Source organism: Lentzea sp. NPDC004789, from assembly GCF_053601075.1.
The window spans coordinates 12,161-28,806 of the sequence record NZ_JBSGBE010000008.1 but is presented as its reverse complement, the minus strand read 5'-3'; the positions used below and the strand labels follow the sequence as shown (position 1 = coordinate 28,806).

The 16,646-nt window shown below is 69.3% G+C and carries 16 protein-coding genes and 1 pseudogene; 10 read left to right on the top strand and 7 right to left on the bottom strand.

Annotated elements, in window-relative coordinates:
• Positions 1–128: 128 nt before the first annotated feature.
• Positions 129–524: a MerR family transcriptional regulator gene (locus tag ACWEIJ_RS19945; protein WP_449838660.1), complete on the top strand. Its 396-nt coding sequence runs from the start codon at positions 129–131 to the stop codon at positions 522–524.
• A gap of 6 nt (positions 525–530) precedes the next feature.
• Here ACWEIJ_RS19945 and ACWEIJ_RS19940 read toward each other — a convergent pair whose 3' ends face one another.
• A complete protein-coding gene (locus ACWEIJ_RS19940; RefSeq protein ID WP_449838659.1) occupies positions 531–1,448 on the bottom strand; it encodes an NADP-dependent oxidoreductase in 918 nt (305 codons plus the stop codon).
• A 114-nt stretch (positions 1,449–1,562) separates the two neighbouring features.
• Between ACWEIJ_RS19940 and ACWEIJ_RS19935 the strand changes: the two genes are divergently transcribed.
• Both ACWEIJ_RS19935 and ACWEIJ_RS19930 read left to right on the top strand, forming a co-directional pair.
• On the top strand, positions 1,563–1,835 hold the full coding sequence (locus ACWEIJ_RS19935) for a hypothetical protein (protein ID WP_449838658.1): 273 nt from the start codon (positions 1,563–1,565) through the stop codon (positions 1,833–1,835).
• A gap of 199 nt (positions 1,836–2,034) precedes the next feature.
• On the top strand, positions 2,035–2,445 hold the full coding sequence (locus ACWEIJ_RS19930; RefSeq protein WP_449838657.1) for a hypothetical protein: 411 nt from the start codon (positions 2,035–2,037) through the stop codon (positions 2,443–2,445).
• A gap of 181 nt (positions 2,446–2,626) precedes the next feature.
• On the opposite strand, the gene ACWEIJ_RS19925 is transcribed toward ACWEIJ_RS19930, so the two are convergent.
• Positions 2,627–2,944 carry an aminotransferase class V-fold PLP-dependent enzyme gene (locus ACWEIJ_RS19925; RefSeq protein ID WP_449838656.1) on the bottom strand — a complete coding sequence of 106 codons (318 nt, stop codon included), beginning with the start codon at positions 2,942–2,944 and terminating at the stop codon, positions 2,627–2,629.
• Positions 2,945–3,624: 680 nt separating this feature from the next.
• Here ACWEIJ_RS19925 and ACWEIJ_RS19920 point away from each other — a divergent pair.
• Together ACWEIJ_RS19920 and ACWEIJ_RS19915 are read left to right on the top strand one after the other, a co-directional pair.
• A complete protein-coding gene (locus tag ACWEIJ_RS19920; RefSeq protein WP_449838655.1) occupies positions 3,625–4,365 on the top strand; it encodes a TylF/MycF/NovP-related O-methyltransferase in 741 nt (246 codons plus the stop codon).
• Positions 4,366–4,401: 36 nt separating this feature from the next.
• Positions 4,402–6,360, top strand: coding sequence for a condensation domain-containing protein (locus tag ACWEIJ_RS19915; protein ID WP_449838654.1), 1,959 nt, complete (start codon positions 4,402–4,404; stop codon positions 6,358–6,360).
• A gap of 114 nt (positions 6,361–6,474) precedes the next feature.
• Here the strand turns inward: ACWEIJ_RS19915 and ACWEIJ_RS19910 are convergent, their stop codons facing one another.
• Both ACWEIJ_RS19910 and ACWEIJ_RS19905 read right to left on the bottom strand, forming a co-directional pair.
• Positions 6,475–7,602, bottom strand: coding sequence for a globin domain-containing protein (locus ACWEIJ_RS19910; RefSeq protein ID WP_449838653.1), 1,128 nt, complete (start codon positions 7,600–7,602; stop codon positions 6,475–6,477).
• Between the two features lie 121 nt (positions 7,603–7,723).
• A pseudogene (locus tag ACWEIJ_RS19905) lies at positions 7,724–7,837 on the bottom strand (respiratory nitrate reductase subunit gamma); the annotation flags it as partial.
• Between the two features lie 90 nt (positions 7,838–7,927).
• On the opposite strand from ACWEIJ_RS19905, the gene ACWEIJ_RS19900 reads away from it, so the two are divergent.
• Positions 7,928–8,422, top strand: a complete 495-nt coding sequence (locus ACWEIJ_RS19900; RefSeq protein ID WP_449838652.1) for a glutathione peroxidase — start codon at positions 7,928–7,930, stop codon at positions 8,420–8,422.
• Here ACWEIJ_RS19900 and ACWEIJ_RS19895 read toward each other — a convergent pair whose 3' ends face one another.
• On the bottom strand, positions 8,423–8,677 hold the full coding sequence (locus tag ACWEIJ_RS19895; RefSeq protein WP_449838651.1) for a hypothetical protein: 255 nt from the start codon (positions 8,675–8,677) through the stop codon (positions 8,423–8,425). It lies immediately after the preceding gene.
• Positions 8,678–8,749: 72 nt separating this feature from the next.
• Positions 8,750–9,085 carry a spore germination protein GerW family protein gene (locus tag ACWEIJ_RS19890; RefSeq protein WP_449838650.1) on the bottom strand — a complete coding sequence of 112 codons (336 nt, stop codon included), beginning with the start codon at positions 9,083–9,085 and terminating at the stop codon, positions 8,750–8,752.
• A 220-nt stretch (positions 9,086–9,305) separates the two neighbouring features.
• Here ACWEIJ_RS19890 and ACWEIJ_RS19885 point away from each other — a divergent pair, with 220 nt between their 5' ends.
• Positions 9,306–9,716 (top strand): Hsp20/alpha crystallin family protein, encoded by a 411-nt coding sequence (locus ACWEIJ_RS19885; protein WP_449838649.1) that lies wholly within the window; start codon positions 9,306–9,308, stop codon positions 9,714–9,716.
• A gap of 21 nt (positions 9,717–9,737) precedes the next feature.
• Here the strand turns inward: ACWEIJ_RS19885 and ACWEIJ_RS19880 are convergent, their stop codons facing one another.
• Positions 9,738–10,550, bottom strand: coding sequence for a Kae1-like domain-containing protein (locus ACWEIJ_RS19880; RefSeq protein WP_449838648.1), 813 nt, complete (start codon positions 10,548–10,550; stop codon positions 9,738–9,740).
• Between the two features lie 257 nt (positions 10,551–10,807).
• On the opposite strand from ACWEIJ_RS19880, the gene ACWEIJ_RS19875 reads away from it, so the two are divergent.
• The 3 genes from ACWEIJ_RS19875 (at position 10,808) to ACWEIJ_RS19865 (ending at position 16,609) form a co-directional block, all read left to right on the top strand.
• Positions 10,808–12,256: an arabinofuranosidase catalytic domain-containing protein gene (locus ACWEIJ_RS19875; RefSeq protein ID WP_449838647.1), complete on the top strand. Its 1,449-nt coding sequence runs from the start codon at positions 10,808–10,810 to the stop codon at positions 12,254–12,256.
• A gap of 79 nt (positions 12,257–12,335) precedes the next feature.
• Complete coding sequence (locus ACWEIJ_RS19870; RefSeq protein WP_449838646.1) at positions 12,336–15,086, top strand: RICIN domain-containing protein; 2,751 nt, start codon at positions 12,336–12,338, stop codon at positions 15,084–15,086.
• Positions 15,087–15,235: 149 nt separating this feature from the next.
• Positions 15,236–16,609: an MBL fold metallo-hydrolase RNA specificity domain-containing protein gene (locus ACWEIJ_RS19865; protein ID WP_449838645.1), complete on the top strand. Its 1,374-nt coding sequence runs from the start codon at positions 15,236–15,238 to the stop codon at positions 16,607–16,609.
• The last annotated feature ends 37 nt before the right edge of the window (positions 16,610–16,646 follow it).

The window sequence follows — 16,646 nt, the reverse complement described above, 5'->3', positions numbered from 1 at the left end:
GAGGACCCGGTGCCGGGTGTGGTTGCGAGAGCACCGGTTGGTGTCTCCGGGCACGGTGTTGCGGTGGCATCGGCGTTTCCTGGTCGGCCTCGCTTCGTGTCCAGTGTCCGCGCCGTAGGCTGGTTGTCGTGACCACGACGTCCTCCGCCGCGACGATGAAGATCGGGGAACTGGCCCGGCTGACCGGGGTCAGCGCTCGTTCGTTGCGGTACTACGAGCAGCAGGGGCTGATGCACAGCACGCGCTCCGTCGGCGGGCAGCGGCACTACGCGGCGACGGAGGTCGAACGGGTCGAGATCATCCGGCGGTTGTTCGACGCGGGGCTGAGCAGCAAGGTGATCGCCCGGTTGCTGCCGTGCGTGGACAGCGACGCCAAGGACGTCGCCGAAGACGCTTTCAAGACGATGCACGAGGAGCGCGACCGGCTGACCGCCGACATCACCCGGCTCGTCGAGGCCAGGGCCGTCCTCGACGAGCTGATCGAGATCAACACCCTGCACCGGGCCGGGATCGGTGCAGGGTGAGCGTGGTCAGAGGCTCATGTCGATGACGAGCTTGCCTGTGGCGTGTAGGGACTCGACGAGTGCCAACGCCTCGTCCGCGCGTTCGAGCGGGTACGTCTGAGTGATGTGCGGGTCGAGCTTTCCGGTGACCATCAGCTCGGCGACGCGTTCGAGGCCTGCCCTGTCGAGGCGGCGGTGGACCATCACGCCACCGAGTTCGGTCACGGACGGGTCCCCGACGGAGATGAGCTTCGCCGCCAGCGGGGCGATCTCACGCAGCGACTCGCCGCCGACGTTGTCGACCGCGGCGTCGAAGCCGTCCGGGACCTGTGCGCGGAGCCGGTCCACGACGCCGCCGCCAGTGTAGTCCACAAAGGACGCACCGGCCGACGTGACGAGATCCCGCTTCGCCAGGCTCGCCGTACCCGTCACGATCAGCCCTCGGTCCCGGGCCAGCTGGGCCAGCGCGATGCCGACGCCGCCGCCGATCCCGTTGACCAGCAACGAGGATCCGGCGGGTAGGTCGAGCTGGTCCAGCACGTCCAGCGCGGTGGTGCCGGCGACGGGGATGGTCGCCGCCCAGGTGTCCGGCAGCGCGTCCGGGATGCGGGCTGTGGCGTCGCCGAGCAGCAGCGTCGTTCTCGCGTACGTGCCCGAGCCGGTCAAGGCGAACCCGGTGACCCGGTCGCCGACGGCCAGGCCGGTCACCTCCTCGCCGACCGCGAGCACGGTTCCGGCCGCTTCCACTCCCAGGACCTGGGGGAAGGGCAGGTGGCCGTTCAACGCGGGGGCGTGTCCGGACCGCAGCTTGTGGTCCACCGGATTCACTCCCGCCGCCGCGACGCGGACGAGGACTTCGGCGGGACCGGGTGCGGGATCCGGCCGCTCGAAGAACTCCTGGACGCCGGCATCGCCGAAAGTCGTGTACCCCAACGCTTTGCTCATCGTGAACAGCTCCTGAAACGTCGAATCACGGACGATTTCGACGCTATGTGTTGACACCGGTGTCAACTTCCACCCGATGTGACGCGGGCAACTCTGCTCTGTCCTGAGGAGCGGATGATCACCGCGCTGACGAACGTTGAACTGATGGCTGCGGTGGCAGCCATCGACCAGTGCCAACGCTGGCGCCTGAGGCGGGCGTTCGGTCGCATTCCACGGCCGGATGTCCATGAGCGAGTTTCAGGACCCGCCGAGGTGACCGTGTTCGTCGAGGCCTTCGACGCCGAACGCGGCCTCGGCCGCAGCGCGGGCGAGGCCCGAGAGCAGGCCCGGCGGGGTCAGGAGCCAGATCGACCGGCAGATGGGCCAGGAACACGACCAACGCGCTGATCGCCTCGTCACGCAGGCGCGAACACCCGCCCGGCCGAGGACGGACGAACCATTCACCGGCGCGCGGCCGGGGGAGTGCGCGGTTCTTTACCGGGGTTTTTCGGTGTTGCCGCAGTTTGTCGCTTATACCTGAAGTCGACATCGCTGCGACCCGGCAGGTGTGTGAAAAATGAAGACTTCCGCATTACCTCAATGGCTCGTGGAACTTGCGGCAGCCCGCATGCACTACGAGGAGCGCTTCGGCTGGCCCGTGACCATCGCGGTCGTCGAGCGGCAACTCGCCGTCGCACTGGGCCAGGCGCTCGACGCGATCACCATACCCGTTCCTCTCGCGACTCAGGTCCAGGCGCAACTCGGCATGGCCATGCTCGCGGGCCCGGTCATCGCGAACCCCGAAGGCACCCGGTGGACGTTCCTCACCCAGCCGGTACCACCGGATCTGCTCACCGGCCTGCCCGACGTGTGCCACGCCGGTACCCACACCGTGATCCCGACCGACGGCACCGGCTGGCGCTGGATCGACGAACCACGACCGAAGCGCGTGCTTCCATCAGCGAACACCGTGGTGGCGACCGTGCGCCGAGTCCTCGCCAGCCGGCAGGGCTTCTGACTTCGCAGGGCCGAAAATCCGCCGATCACTCGCCGCCCGAGCACCTTTGCGAGTTCGTCCTCGGCCCGTCTCACCCGATCAGATCGACCGCCTCGGCTTGACCTGAGCGTGGCAGTGCAGGTCGCCAAGGTGAAGCCCTCTGGTCGATGCGGATGATCTTGTGGTGAGGCGAGCAGACGAGTCACGGACGTGGATCCGCGAGTGCCTGCGGGATGCGGTCGACGTCGTCTGCGGAGTGGTAATGCACCAGGCCGAAGCGCACGGCGCCCTCTGCCCTCGACAGGTTGAGGGCCTGTGCGCACTTCAGCGCGTAGTTGTGGCCGGCGGAGACGAACACACCCCGGTCGGCCAGTCGCGAGGCGGCGCTCTGGGGCGTCATGCCCGCTACGGTGACTGCGAAGGCCGGCTCGCGGTCGTCCGGGGTGTTCACGCCGCACAGCCGCACGTGTGCGAGGTCGCGGAGCCCGGCGAGGACGCGCTCGGTCGGCTTCCGTCGCACCCGACTCGCTGAACTCGTGCCCGCCACATAGCCGCCGTGCCGCAGGAGCCCGCGATCGACCGAGCGGCATCTCCGGAGGACGCGGGCCGGCCAGCGTTGTCCGAAGGGTCCGCGGCTCAAGGAGGCGGCCCCGTTCGCCGTCGATCTCGTCTTTGTCCGGCTGGGCGGCCGGCTGGTTCTGCTCGGCCGGTCCTCGACGGCCAAGGACGTCGAATTGCTCGGCATCGACATCTCGCCGTCGTGGGTCGTGTCGGCGGGCGTCACATGGGCTGATACGGCGCACCGGCGCGACATGGGTGCGGTCGTGACGATTTGTAGTGGCTCAGAACAATGATTCGACGGATTCGACAACCGTCAGTACCCGGACACTGGCGGTAACAGGCCTGTTCGCCCGTTTGGGGTATGGTGCAAATGGAGAAATGTGGGTAATCGGGGGTCGTGGCAACCGCAGTCGATGTCGCACGCGACGTCGGATTTGCGCCGAGTGCTGTCTCGTGCGCGCTGAGCGAGAACGCGAGATATCCTTCGAAACCCTGGGGCATATCAGGGGGCGTCAAAACAGTTGCGTTCTTCGTTCCGTTGCACTGAAATCGGCCGCAGTGTGATGATGCGTTTGTCTCGGCGATCAACGAGTCGGCGCGGCTGTGCAATGTCTGCGGTTCACATACTGGAGGGGGCGGATGAAGACGGACGGTCAGCTGTACCTGGATCTCATGAAGCGGACCTTGACCAGCGTCGTCTACCGGGGTGAGCCGGTCGCGTGGGTTGACGGCCAGGCGGTCTTCGGCGGGAGTGATCCCGAGGCGCCCAACATCGCGCACACGATGGTGAGCACGGAAAGACTGGACAACGTCCAGTTCTGCCTGGAACGTGTGCTCGCCGATGGTGTGCCGGGTGACTTCATCGAGACGGGCGTGTGGCGTGGGGGCGTCTGCATCTTCGCCCGGTCTCTCTTCAAGGCGCACGGAGTGCGGGATCGCACGGTCTGGGTGGCCGACTCCTTCGAAGGCGTGCCGACCACATCGGCCGACAGTCACCCGATGGATCAGCAACTCGCGTTGCACACCAAGAACTACATGCTCGCGGTCGACGAGGAGACTGTTCGTGAGAACTTCAGCCGGTACGGACTCCTCGATGAGCAGGTGGCTTTCCTGAGCGGTTGGTTCGCCGACACTCTTCCCAGCGCGCCGATGCGCCACCTCGCGGTCATGCGACTGGACGGTGATCTGCACAGCTCGACGATGGACGCGCTCGACCACCTGTACCCGAAGCTCTCGCCCGGTGGATACGTGATCGTGGACGACTACGGCATACCCGGCTGTGCTGCTGCGGTGCACGAATACCGGGAAAAGCACGGCATCGACGACAAGATCTGCTTCATCGACCCTTACTCGATCTACTGGCGACGAAGCACCGGTTGATGCTCAGGTTGGCCTTCGTGATCATGATGGGGCGGGATGGTCTTGGCGTCGCACGCGGAAGACGGGTGGTGTCCGGTGGAACGTCAAGTGCGTGAAAGTCCGATTTCCTGGGGGCAGCACTGGTTCTGGCAGGTCGCGGTGCTGGCGAAAGACCAGGCCGCGCCGGTGCTCTACACCCTGCTCGAATTCCCGGAACCGCTACCGATGCGAGTCCTCAATGACGCGCTGGCCGCCGTTGTCGACCGCAACGAAATCCTTCGCACCGTGTACCGGCAGGACGAGGCCGGCCTGCCGCGGCAGGTAGTGCTCGCCCAGGTCGAACCGCACGTCACCGTGGTGGATCTGGAGCGGGAGCCGTCCCGGTTCCCCTTCGCCGAACTGCAGAACAGGCTGCAGAAGATCTTCGACATGTCGGTGGACGGTCCGATGCGGGTGGTCGCCGGCTGCCTGCACGGGCTGGCGAAGTTCGCTCTGGTCGCGGTGCACAAGATCGCAGCTGACGGCTACTCCATCAGCATGCTGCGGGCGGAGGTCATGCGGCTGGTGGCTGAGCCGGACGGCCTGGCAACCGACCTGCCGCCGCCCACGTGGCAGCCGGCCGACCAGGCTGCGGCCGAGGCCGGACCGCAACTGCGTCAACGCACCGACGCGGCGATGGAGTACCTGCGCGCCGGGATGGCCACATCGCCGCACGCCACGCTGCCGATCTACACGGTCGGCGGGCGGCTGGACCTGTCCAATTTCCAGACCCAGGTCGTCTCCCAACAGCTGGCCGATCACTGCCGCGCGGCGTCCCGCAAGTACCGGGTCACGCCGGCCGCCGTACTGGTCGGCCTTCTGGGCATCATGGTGGCCGGTTGGACCGGTCACCGGCGCGGAACGATCGACGTGGCTGTCGCGAACCGCATGTCGAGCCGGCTCAGGTCGAGTCAGGGACGCTATGCGCAGACCGTGCGGACCTTTCTCGACCTGACCGGTGACCCGCCGTTCTCGGAGATCGCCAGGCGCGGATTCGCCGCGGTGGTGGCCAGCGTGAAACACGGCCTGCACGACGTCGGCGACCAGGTCATGCTGGACGCGCGGGAATCGGCGCGGATCGGTGCGAGGACGGCGTCGGCCGTCTCGTTCGACTACCTCGACTTTCTTCCCGATTCCATGCACGTCCCGGCCGCCGGGGCGACCAGCGAGCCGGCGCTGGCGCAGATGCCGGTCGAATCGGAATTCGCAGGCCTCCAGGTGGAGGTGGCGCCGGTCCGCGACTCGATGCTGGTGGTCCTCACCAGCCCGGTGTCGTTGCTGCCGCCGGCGGCCGCCCTCAGCTTCGTGCACCAGCTGCTCGCACTGGCCGACGAGGTGTCCTCCGTGGCCGATCCGCCGCTGTCCGAGCTCGTCAAGTTGGTGGATCTGCCGGCGTACTGGCGGGGACCGGAGTGGGTCAGTGTCCGCCAGTCGTGGATCAGTCTGGCGGACACCACGGAGTTGCTCACCCGGCATCCCGGCGTACGCGCGGCGCGGGTGGTCGCGACCGACGGCGACGATCCGGTTCTGGTGGCGTACGTCACGACCGGCGACACCGGCCCGGACGTCGGTGATCTCGACGACCACATGCGGGAACTGGCCGTCGAATTCCCATCGGTGATGGTTCCGCAGCGCTACGTCATCTGCGCGACGGAACCGGCCGATGTCGCTGATCCGCGGGGTTGGGCGGCGCAGCCGGTGCTGGCTACCGGCGAGAGCGGCGTCGTCCGGGGACCGTCGCTGCCGCAGGGGCCTCGAGAGGAGGCGCTGGCGGCGGCGTTCGCGGCTTGCCACGGGGGAGCGGCACCGCCGATGTCCGGCACGTACGTGCAGGCCGGCGGGCAGTTCCTGGCCATCCCGGCGCTGTTGTCGCACCTGGAGCACAGTGGCTACCGCGGAATCCGCCTCGGCGATCTGATCGGCATGGCGCCGCTTCGACGGCTCGCCGGAAGGCTGCACGGTCCCGGCCCCTCGTGAGCCGGCCGGCCGCGTGCAAGTGCGGAAAGTCGCCGGCTGTACACGGGCTGAGCCTGTCCGATGGAACAACTGGAAGGCCTGCTCCCGGAAAGGCGGCCCTGCGCCGCCGGCGGCTCACCGTTCGAGCATGCCCGGCCCGAACACCTCGTAGCGGACGTCGTCGGCGGGCACACCGCGGCGCAGAAGTGCCGCGCGCATGTCGCGCATGAACGCGATGGGACCGCACAGGTACGCGATCGCGTTGGGAGGCAACGGGATCAGGTCGACGTCGACGCGACCCTCTTCATCGCCGTGGTCGTACCAGGTCAACGGCTGGAAGCGGGTGTACTCGGCGCGGTGCGCGTGCCGGTCCGACGAGTGCTCGGCGTGCACGGCGACGACCGTGCGCTCCGGCTGCGTGGCGGCGATGTGGTCGAGCATCGACAACATCGGCGTGATACCGATGCCCGCGCTGATCAGCACCACTGGCCGCGAACCGTGCTCCAGCGTGACCTCACCGGCCGGTGGGCCGACGAGCAGCGTGTCGTCGGCGTGCACGTGGTCGTGCAGGAAGTTCGACACCGCACCGCCGGGCACCCGCCGCACGGTGATGCGCAGCTCGCCGCGGCCCGGTGCCTGCGACAGCGAGTACTGCCGCGGCTGCCGGTGCCCGTCCGGCAGGTCGACCGCCACCGACACGTACTGCCCCGGCTCGAACGAAGGCACCGATCCGCCGTCGTCCGGCACCAGCGTGAACGACACCGTGTCGACGGCCTCGTCGTCGCGCTTCGCCACGCGCCACGGGCGCCACAACGTCTCCGGGGTGACGCCCGCGCTCTGGGACAACCGCGCCTCGGCGGCGATCAGCGAGACCGCGAACAGCCAGTAGACCTCGTCCCACGCGGCCGCGACCTCCGGCGTCACCGCGTCCCCGAGCACGGTGGCGACGGCACCGATGAGGTGCCTGCCGACGATCGGGTACTGCTCGGGCCGCACGCCGAGCGAGACGTGCTTGTGCGCGATGCGGTCCGCGATCGGGCCGAACGGCGTCCCGTCGAGCAGGTGCTGCGCGTACGCGACGACCGCCGCCGCCAGCGCGACCTGCTGCTTGCCGCTGGCCTGGTTGCCCTGGTTGAACAGGTTCAGCAGCTCCGGGTGCGCGGCGAACATCGACGGGTAGAACGCCGCGGTGATCTCGGTCGCGTGCTCGCGGACGACGGGCAGGGTCGCGCGCACGACGGCGGCTGAAGCAGCGGAAAGCACAGGTGGCTCCTCGGTGAGTGGGGACGGCGTGATCACCTCCTCAGGCTCCGTGATCACCCGCGGGTGATCGCAGATCGCAACGTCGCGTTCGCGGCGGGACGAACGTCCCGGGACCCGCGGGGCGCTCCCAGCCGCGCCGCGGCGCGCGGGTGCCGAGTCCGGTGTCGCGGCTGCGGTAGACGACGTACGGCCGTGTGAGATAGCCCAGCGGCATCGAGAACACGTGCCGCAGCTGCTCCGCGTGACCTCCGACGTCGCCGATCACCACGACCCTGGTCATGCCCCGCCTCCACCGGTCACATGAACTCCGCACTACCTTGGCGGCATGGAGATCTACGACATCCCGGTGGCCACCCTCGCGGGCGAGCCGGGCGACCTGAGCGCCGTGCGGGGCAAGGTGTCCCTCATCGTCAACGTGGCCTCGCGCTGCGGCCTCACCCCTCAGTACGCGGGCCTGGAGCGGCTGCAGGAGAAGTACGGCGCGGAGGGCTTCTCCGTGGTCGGCTTCCCGTGCAACCAGTTCGCGGGCCAGGAGCCGGGCACGTCCGAGGAGATCGCCACGTTCTGCTCGACGACCTACGGGGTGTCGTTCCCCCTGTACGAGAAGGTGGAGGTCAACGGTCCCGGGCGGCACGCCGTGTACCAGGAGCTGGTGCGGCACGCCGACGCCGAGGGCGCGGCGGGCGACGTGCAGTGGAACTTCGAGAAGTTCCTGGTGTCCAGGGACGGGCAGGTGCTGGCGCGGTTCCGGCCGAGGGTCGAGCCGGAGGACGCGGCGATCACCGAGGCGATCGAGGCCGCGTTGCGCCAGACCGGCTGATCAGCGGCCGTGCCTGAGGCGCACGAGCGCGATACCGGTGATGGCGGCCATCGTGGCCGCCATCAGCAGGCCGCCGGCGGCGCCGATGAGCGCGGGCGGCCGGCCCGGCTGCCACAGGGGCGTCGTGAAGGCGGTGACCACGGCCAGGCCACCGCACCGGGCGAACGCGTCGGCCCACACCCACGTGGACGATCCGTCGAGGTGGCGGAGCGCCAACCACTGCGCCGCGCCGAGCACCGCGCTGATGACGGACACCTACCCGCCGTTCCGGTTCGGCGCGGGCGGCGACGAGCCGGGAACGGGGGAGGTGTCACCGGGGTAGCGGGGTCACCGCGCCTTCGCCTTGACGATGCGCAAAGCCACGAACAGAGCGGCGATGGCGATCGCGCCGCTGGTGGCGATCAGGCGGTTCACGTCGATCGCCGGCTCCCAGCGCACCTCGCCGCCGGAGATGACGAACGCCCCGGTGGGCTTCGCGGTCAGGCCGAAGCCGCCGCCCTCGCCCTCCTGGCCCTTGTCGTCGCGTCCCGTGCCGCCGCCCGACCCGCCGGAGACGGTGGCGGCGGCGATCACGGTGATCCCGTCCTTCTCGTACGGCTCGGCGTAGACCTTCTTCGCCTCCAGGGAGTCCCTCGTCCTCGCGATCAGCTCGTCGACCTTCATCAGCGCTCCTGGGAGTCGTGTGGATGCTGCCAGCGTCGAGCCCGAGACCGTGACACGACAGGGCCTCAGGTCCCGGTGCGAGTGGAGTCCGAAGGCACTCGGAGCGCCACGCGGACCCCAGTGACGAAGGGCCTTCCTGTCGTGCGCTTGGCTCCCTGTCCGGCGGGGCACCCCCGGTGATGGGCTGAAAACGCTGCAGGGCAACAGGAAAGGAGACGACATGACCTCGCCGGCTCGCCGTCAGGCAAGCTCTCTGCTGCCCGACCTGTGGGAGATGTTCGACGCCACGTGGCCGTTCGGCACCCGCCACCCGATGCACATCGAGGACTTCATCGAGGAGGGCGCCTACGTCGTCCGCGCGGAGCTGCCCGGCCTGGACGCCGCGAAGGACATCGACGTGAGCGCCACCGAGGGCACTCTCACCATCACCGCCCAGCGGGAGGAGACGAAGAAGGACCAGCACCGTTCCGAGTTCCGCTACGGCTCGTTCTCCCGCAGCGTGTCGCTGCCGCCCGGCGCGGACACCTCGAAGATCTCCGCCGAGTACCGCAGGGGCATCCTCGAGGTCCGCGTGCCGGTCGCCGCGCCACCGAGCGAGCGCAAGATCCAGATCGACGTCCAGGAGGACTGACCGCACGCCCGCTGTCCCGGATCAGCAGATCCGGGGCAGCTGCTCGCCGACCAGCACGTCCGCCACGCGCGACGACCCGGCCAGCGTGTGCGCGAGAACGCGGCCCGGTGCGCCGTGCGTCACCTCGCCGATGTTCGTGGCCTCCGCCCCCTCCGGCAGCGCGCGCATCGCCGCCAGCAGGGCCGCCGCCACGGCGGCCTGTCCGTAGCTGATCCCGCCGTCGTTGACCGGCACGCGCTCGCCGACGAGCACCTGGAACTCGCCCAGCTCGCGCGTGACGGCGTCGACGAGCCGGCGGTTCTGGAACACCCCGCCGCCCAGGCACACGGTCCGCACTCCGCCCGCGGCCTCCCGCACGAGCGCGGCGGTGACCTCGGCGATCGTGGTGTGGAACCGAGCCGCGGCCACGCCCGTCGAGTCGCCGCACGTGACGAGGTCGCGCAGCGTCGGCACCGGGTCGTACACCCACATGCCGTCGCGGCGGTGCAGCGTCCAGTCGAACGACGGACCGCGGTGACCGGCAGCCGCCGCTTCCAGCAGAACAGCCGCTTCACCCTCGTAGGAGTTCTCGTCGCACACGCCCAGCAACGCGGCGGCGGCGTCGAACAACCTGCCGGCGCGGGACGCGAGCGGGCTGTTGGCCTGCAGTTCGATCATCCGCCGCACGAGAGCGGTCTCCGGCGTCGGCCGTGTGTCCGGAATGGACGGTGCGCCGAAGTCCTGGTCACCAGTGTGCGGACCGAGCGCCGCGCGGACACCGAGCCGCAGCACGTGCGGCCGGAACCCGACGCCCTGCACGGCGCCGTGCACCTCGATGCGTTCGGTCGTGATCACGGTTCTCCCGCCCTCGCCGATGGCCTGTCCCCTGAACCTGGCACCGGCACCGGGGTGTGGTGAGGGGACTAGGTCCCGCGCGAGCAGGGACCCCAGACACGACGTCGGTCGATCCGAGCTCAAGCATTTCGTCGAAATCGTCGAACCGGTTCGAATTCCCGGTCAAAAGAGTAATGACGGCGGTATTGCCACCCAGTGGAGCTGGGGAGAATCCCATCCAGCCGCCGCGAACCGGTTCGATCAGGAAGGGCCGACAGATGAGAAAACGATCAGGCCGCACCGCGGCGGCCGTCATCACCTCGCTGACCCTCGTCGTCGCAGTGCTCTCCGACGCCCCAAGCAGTCAGGCAGCCACCACCGGACCGTGCGACATCTACGCCTCGGGTGGTACGCCATGTGTAGCCGCGCACAGTACGACCAGGGCGCTGTACGGCGCCTACAACGGACCGCTCTATCAGGTGAAACGCTCCTCGGACGGTGCTACGCGCGACATCGGCGTGCTCAGCGCGGGCGCGGTGGCCGACGCGGCCGCCCAGGACTCGTTCTGCACCGGTACGACCTGCCTCATCAGCGTCATCTACGACCAGTCCGGCCGGGGCAACCACCTCACCCAGGCACCGCCCGGCACCTGGAAGGGCCCCGCCCCCGGTGGCTGGGACAACCTCGCCGTCGCGACCGCGGCCCCGGTCGTGATCAGCGGCAAGAAGGCTTACGGCGTCTACGTGTCGCCCGGCACCGGCTACCGCAACAACAAGACGAACGGCATCGCGACCGGTGACCAACCGGAGGGCATCTACGCCGTCGTCGACGGCACCCACTACAGCAACTGGTGCTGCTTCGACTACGGCAACGCGCAGACGACCAACAGCGCCGACGGCCCGGCCATCATGGAGACCGTCTACTTCGGCGCGGACCGGCAGTGGGGCTACGGCGACGGCCCGGGCCCGTGGGTCATGGGCGACCTGGAGTTCGGGCTGTTCTCGGGCGTGAACCAGGGTTACAACCCGAATCCCACCATCAACCACCGGTTCGTGACGGGGATCGTCAAGGGCGAGCCGAACCACTGGGCGATCCGCAGCGGGGACGCGCAGTCGGGCGGGCTGACCACCGTGTTCAACGGACGGCGTCCCAACGGCTACAACCCGATGCGCAAACAGGGTGCGATCCTGCTCGGCATCGGTGGCGACAACAGCGTTTCCGGCGCCGGTACGTTCTTCGAGGGCGTGCTCACCGCCGGCTATCCGTCGGACGCCACCGAGGCGGCGGTTCAGGCCAACATCGTCGCCGCGGGCTACGCCCCGCCCGGAGGCGGCAACCCGCAGCCGGGGGTCCAGATCGTGGGTGCCCAGTCCGGCCGGTGCGCCGAGGCGCCGAACAGCTCCAACGGGACCCAGGTCCAGCTGGGCGACTGCCAGACCGCCGATCGGCAGCGCTGGACCTACACGTCCGACAAGCGGCTTCAGGTCTACGGCAACAAGTGTCTCGACGCCAACGGGCAGGGCACGAGCAACGGCACCCAGGTCATCGTCTGGGACTGCCACGGCGGTGCGAACCAGCAGTGGAACGTCAACGCGGACGGCACGATCACCGGCGTGCAGTCGGGCCTGTGCGTGGACGCCAACGGTGCCGGGACCGCGGCCGGTACGAAGATCATCCTCTGGTCGTGCAACGGCGGCGCGAACCAGAAGTGGAGCCTGCGCGGATGACGGTCCGCGGCGGGGCGAGTCCGAGCCGGCCGCTGGCCGACGGTGCTCACCCCGCCGCCCTGGCTCGTGTGGAGACATCGTGAAGAGATGCGCTTTCTTCCTGACCGTTGTGCTGGTGGGTGTCGCGGTGGTGCTGGTGACACCCGCGCCGGCCCAGGCCGACGCCGGCCCTCGGCAGAAGATCAACTTCAACCGCGAGTGGAGGTTCCTCCGCTCCGATGCGGCGGGAGCTCAGAATCCCGGTTTCGACGACTCGAAGTGGGGGCCGGTGGCTCTGCCGCACGGCTTCGACGCTCCCTATGACGTGGGCGGCACGAACGGCGGGCGGTCCTTCTACGTGGGGACGGGCTGGTACCGCAAGCATTTCGCGGCTCCCCAGTCCTGGAGCGGACAGCGGGTGGAGCTGGAGTTCGAGGGAGCGTTCTCGGTCACCGACGTGTGGGTCAACGGCACGACGATCGGTACGCATCGCGGTGGGTACACCGGGTTCGTCTTCGACATCACGAACGCCGTCCGCACCGGCGACAACGTGATCGCGGTGCGCGTGGACAACCGGTGGCGGGCCGACCTCGCCCCGCGGACCGGCGACCACCAGTTCGCCGGGGGCATCTACCGGGACGTCTTCCTGAACGTCACCGGCAACGTCCACGTCGCCTGGTCCGGCACGTTCGTCACGACGCCCGCGCTCACGAATCCTTTGTGGGACACGAGCAATGCGGCCTACTACCGCAACATCGACCTGTCGCAGTACCCGAGCGACAGCGAGCTGCGGGCGAACGTCGCGGCCCGCCGTTCGAACGTGCGGGTGCAGACGGAGGTGCGCAACGACAGCTCCGCGCCGGTCGACGTGCAGGCTCGGCAGGAGGTGCGCGGGCAGGGTTCGAGCACCGTCCTCGCCACGTTCACCTCACCCGCGCGGACGATCGGTGCCGCGAGCACGGCCACCCTCGACGCGCTCAGCGGATCGGTCTCCGACACCGCCGCGATGATGCAGGGGCTGAACCTGTGGGCGCCGAACAACCCCGTGCTGTACACGGTGACCACCTCCGTCGTGGCCGGCGGAACCGTCGTCGACACCTACACCACGACGTTCGGCTTCCGCAGCGCTCAGTGGAAGGTGGACGGCTTCTACCTCAACGGTGTCAGGACCCTGCTCGTCGGAGCCGACGTCCACCAGGACCACGGCGGGTGGGGCAACGCCGTCACCGACTCGGGTTTCGAGCGCGACGTGCGCTCCATCCGCGAGGCGGGCATGAACTTCATCCGCGGCTCGCACTACCCGCACGACCCGTCCTTCGCCGACGCCGCGGACAGGCTCGGCGTCATGTTCTGGTCGGAAGCCCCCTTCTGGGCCACCGCGACCGCCGGCCGGGAGCCCACCCCGACCGGCACGGTCAGCGACTACGAGGCCGACGGCTACCCGCAGAAGGCCGCCGATCAGGCCGGTTTCGAGCAGAGCGCCCTGGACGCCCTGCGCGACATGATCAGGGTCAACCGCAACCACCCCTCGGTCATCAACTGGTCCATGGGCAACGAGGTGTTCTTCACCTCCTCGGCCACGGCGGACAAGGCCAGGGCGCTGGCGAGCCGGATGCGCGACTACTCGCACCAGCTCGACCCGACCCGCAAGGCGGCCCTGGGCGGCGTGCAACGCAACTCGCTCGACCAGCTCTCGGTCTGCGACGTCGCCGGCTACAACGGTGACGGCGGAAAGATGACCAACACGTGGATGCCGAACGTGGTGTCCGAGTACGGGTCGTACACCTCCGACCGGCCCGGTGCGTACGATCCCACCTACGGCGACGTCAAGGATCCCGCCGACCCGACCAGGTTCAAGCTCACCACCGGCAGCGCCGGACTGGCCATCTGGGCGGGCTTCGACCACGGCACGATCCTGGACCCGGGCTTCGCCCGCATGGGCATGATCGACTACTACCGGCTGCCCAAGGACCAGTGGTACTGGTACCGGGCCAACAAGGCGAAGTGGTCGGGTACCACGAACATCGCCGACCCCGCACCGGTCGGCCGCGAACAGTCCACAAGGGGCACCGCGACCGCCATGACGCTGGAAACGGGCAGGAACTCGTCGGCGACCGTCACCGACGACGGCAGCACGGACACCCAGCTCGTGGTGACCATGCGCAACGCGTCGGGCGCGTGGGTCAACGACACCCGCACCGTGAAGCTGACCGTCACCAGCGGTCCGGGCGTCCTGCCCGGCGGCAAGTCGTACACCTTCACCCCCGGCCGCCAGGCGTTCGACGGGAAGGCCGCCATCGAGTTCCGCTCCTACTACGCCGGCACGACCACCATCACGGCCAGTTCGGCGGGACTGCCCGACGCCACCATCACGGTCACGACCACCGACACCGTCGGCTCCGGCACCGAACCCGAACCGCCCGGCTTCGGCGACTCGTCGCTCTGGTCAGGCCCGTCCGGACCCGGCTCGCGAATCGTCGGCGGCCAGTCCGGCCGGTGCGTGGAGGTGCCGAACTCCAGCACCGCGAACGGGACGCAGGTCCAGCTGCAGGACTGCGGCACCGGCAGCAACCAGCGCTGGAGCAGCACCTCCGGCAAGCAGTTGCAGGTGTACGGCACCAAGTGCCTCGATGCCAGCGGAGCCGGAACCGCGAACGGCACCCAGGTGATCATCTGGGACTGCACCGGCCGGCCCAACCAGCAGTGGAACGTCAACGCGAACGGCACCATCACCAACGGCCAGTCCGGACTGTGCCTGGACGCCAGCGGAGCCGGAACCGCGAACGGCACGAAGATCATCCTGTGGTCGTGCAACGGCGGCCCGAACCAGCAATGGAGTCTGCGCAACTGAACCTTGCCTCCCCTCGGCAGCCGTCACGAGGAGCTCCACGCGTCAACCGCGTGCGGGACGAAAGTCCTCGTGCCGCAGGGCCTCGCGCCGCTGTGATCACCGGCGGCCGGCGAAGGACCGTGTGGGTCCAGCACGAGGAGGCACGAGAGATGAGCACCCTGACGTTCCTCGGTGGCACCGGCACGGTCACCGGCAGCAAGTTCCTGTTCGACACCGGGAAGTCCCAGGTGCTGGTGGACTGCGGTCTGTTCCAGGGCCTCGCCCCGCTGCGGCGGCGCAACTGGCGGCGGCCGCCGCTCGACCTGGACCGCCTCGACGCCGTCGTGCTCACCCACGCGCACCTCGACCACAGCGGCTACCTGCCGGTGCTGGTGCGGCACGGGTGGCGCGGCCCGGTGTTCACCACCGAGGGCACGGCCGATCTGGCCGCGATCGTGCTCGCCGACAGCGCGCACCTGATGGTGGAGGAGGCCAGGCAGGCCAACGAGTTCGGCTGGTCCAAGCACGAGCCTGCCCTGCCCCTGTACGACGCGGCCGACGCGGAGCGCGCCACGAAGCTGTTCCGGCCCATCGACTTCGGGGCCGCGCGCTCGATCGCCGACGGCGTGGACCTGGAGTTCGGGCGTGCGGGCCACATCCTCGGCTCGGCCTGGGCACACCTGACGCTGGGCGACCGGAGCGTCGTGGTCAGCGGCGACCTGGGCAGGCCCGCGCACCGGGTGCTGCGCGCACCCGAGCCCAGGCCCGCCTGCGACGCGTTGCTGATCGAGTCGACCTACGGCGATCGCCCGCACGACGACGCCGCCACGACGGCGTTGTTCGCGGAGACCGTCCGGCGCACGGCCGCCCGTGGTGGCAGCGTGCTGATCCCGGCGTTCGCGGTGGACCGCACCGAGGTCGTCCTGATCGAGCTCGCGAAGCTGGTGCGGTCGGGGCAGATCCCGGACCTGCCGGTGTTCGTCGACAGCCCCATGGCGCTGGCGTCCCTGCGGATCTACCGCAAAGCCGTCGCGAAGAGCTGGCCGGAGATCCGGCCGGAGCTGATGGGCGGCGAGGACGCGTTCGACCCCGGTCAGCTGGCGGAGCTGCACACGGCCACCCAGTCGATGCAGGCCAACGACCCGAAGCGACCGTCGATCATCATCTCCGCGTCGGGCATGGCCACCGGTGGCCGCGTGCTGCACCACCTCAAGCACATGCTGCCCAACGACAAGCACACCGTCCTCGTCGTCGGATACGCGGCGGTGGGCACGCGGGCCCGCTCGCTCGTCGACGGCGCCCGCGAGATCAAGATCCACGGCCGGTACGTGCCGGTGAAGGCCGAGGTCCAGGTGCTGGACGCGTTCAGCGCGCACGCCGACGCGGACGAGCTGGTGGCGTGGGCGGCCACCGGACCCGCGCCGGCGACCACCTACGTCGTGCACGGCGAACCGGAGAGCGCCGCGACCCTGGCGGACCGGCTGGAGACCGGGCTCGGGTGGACGGCCGTGGTGCCGCGGGACGGGGAGCGGGTCGTGGTGTGACCGGCTGGGACAGGAACGACGCGGACGGGCCGGGCGG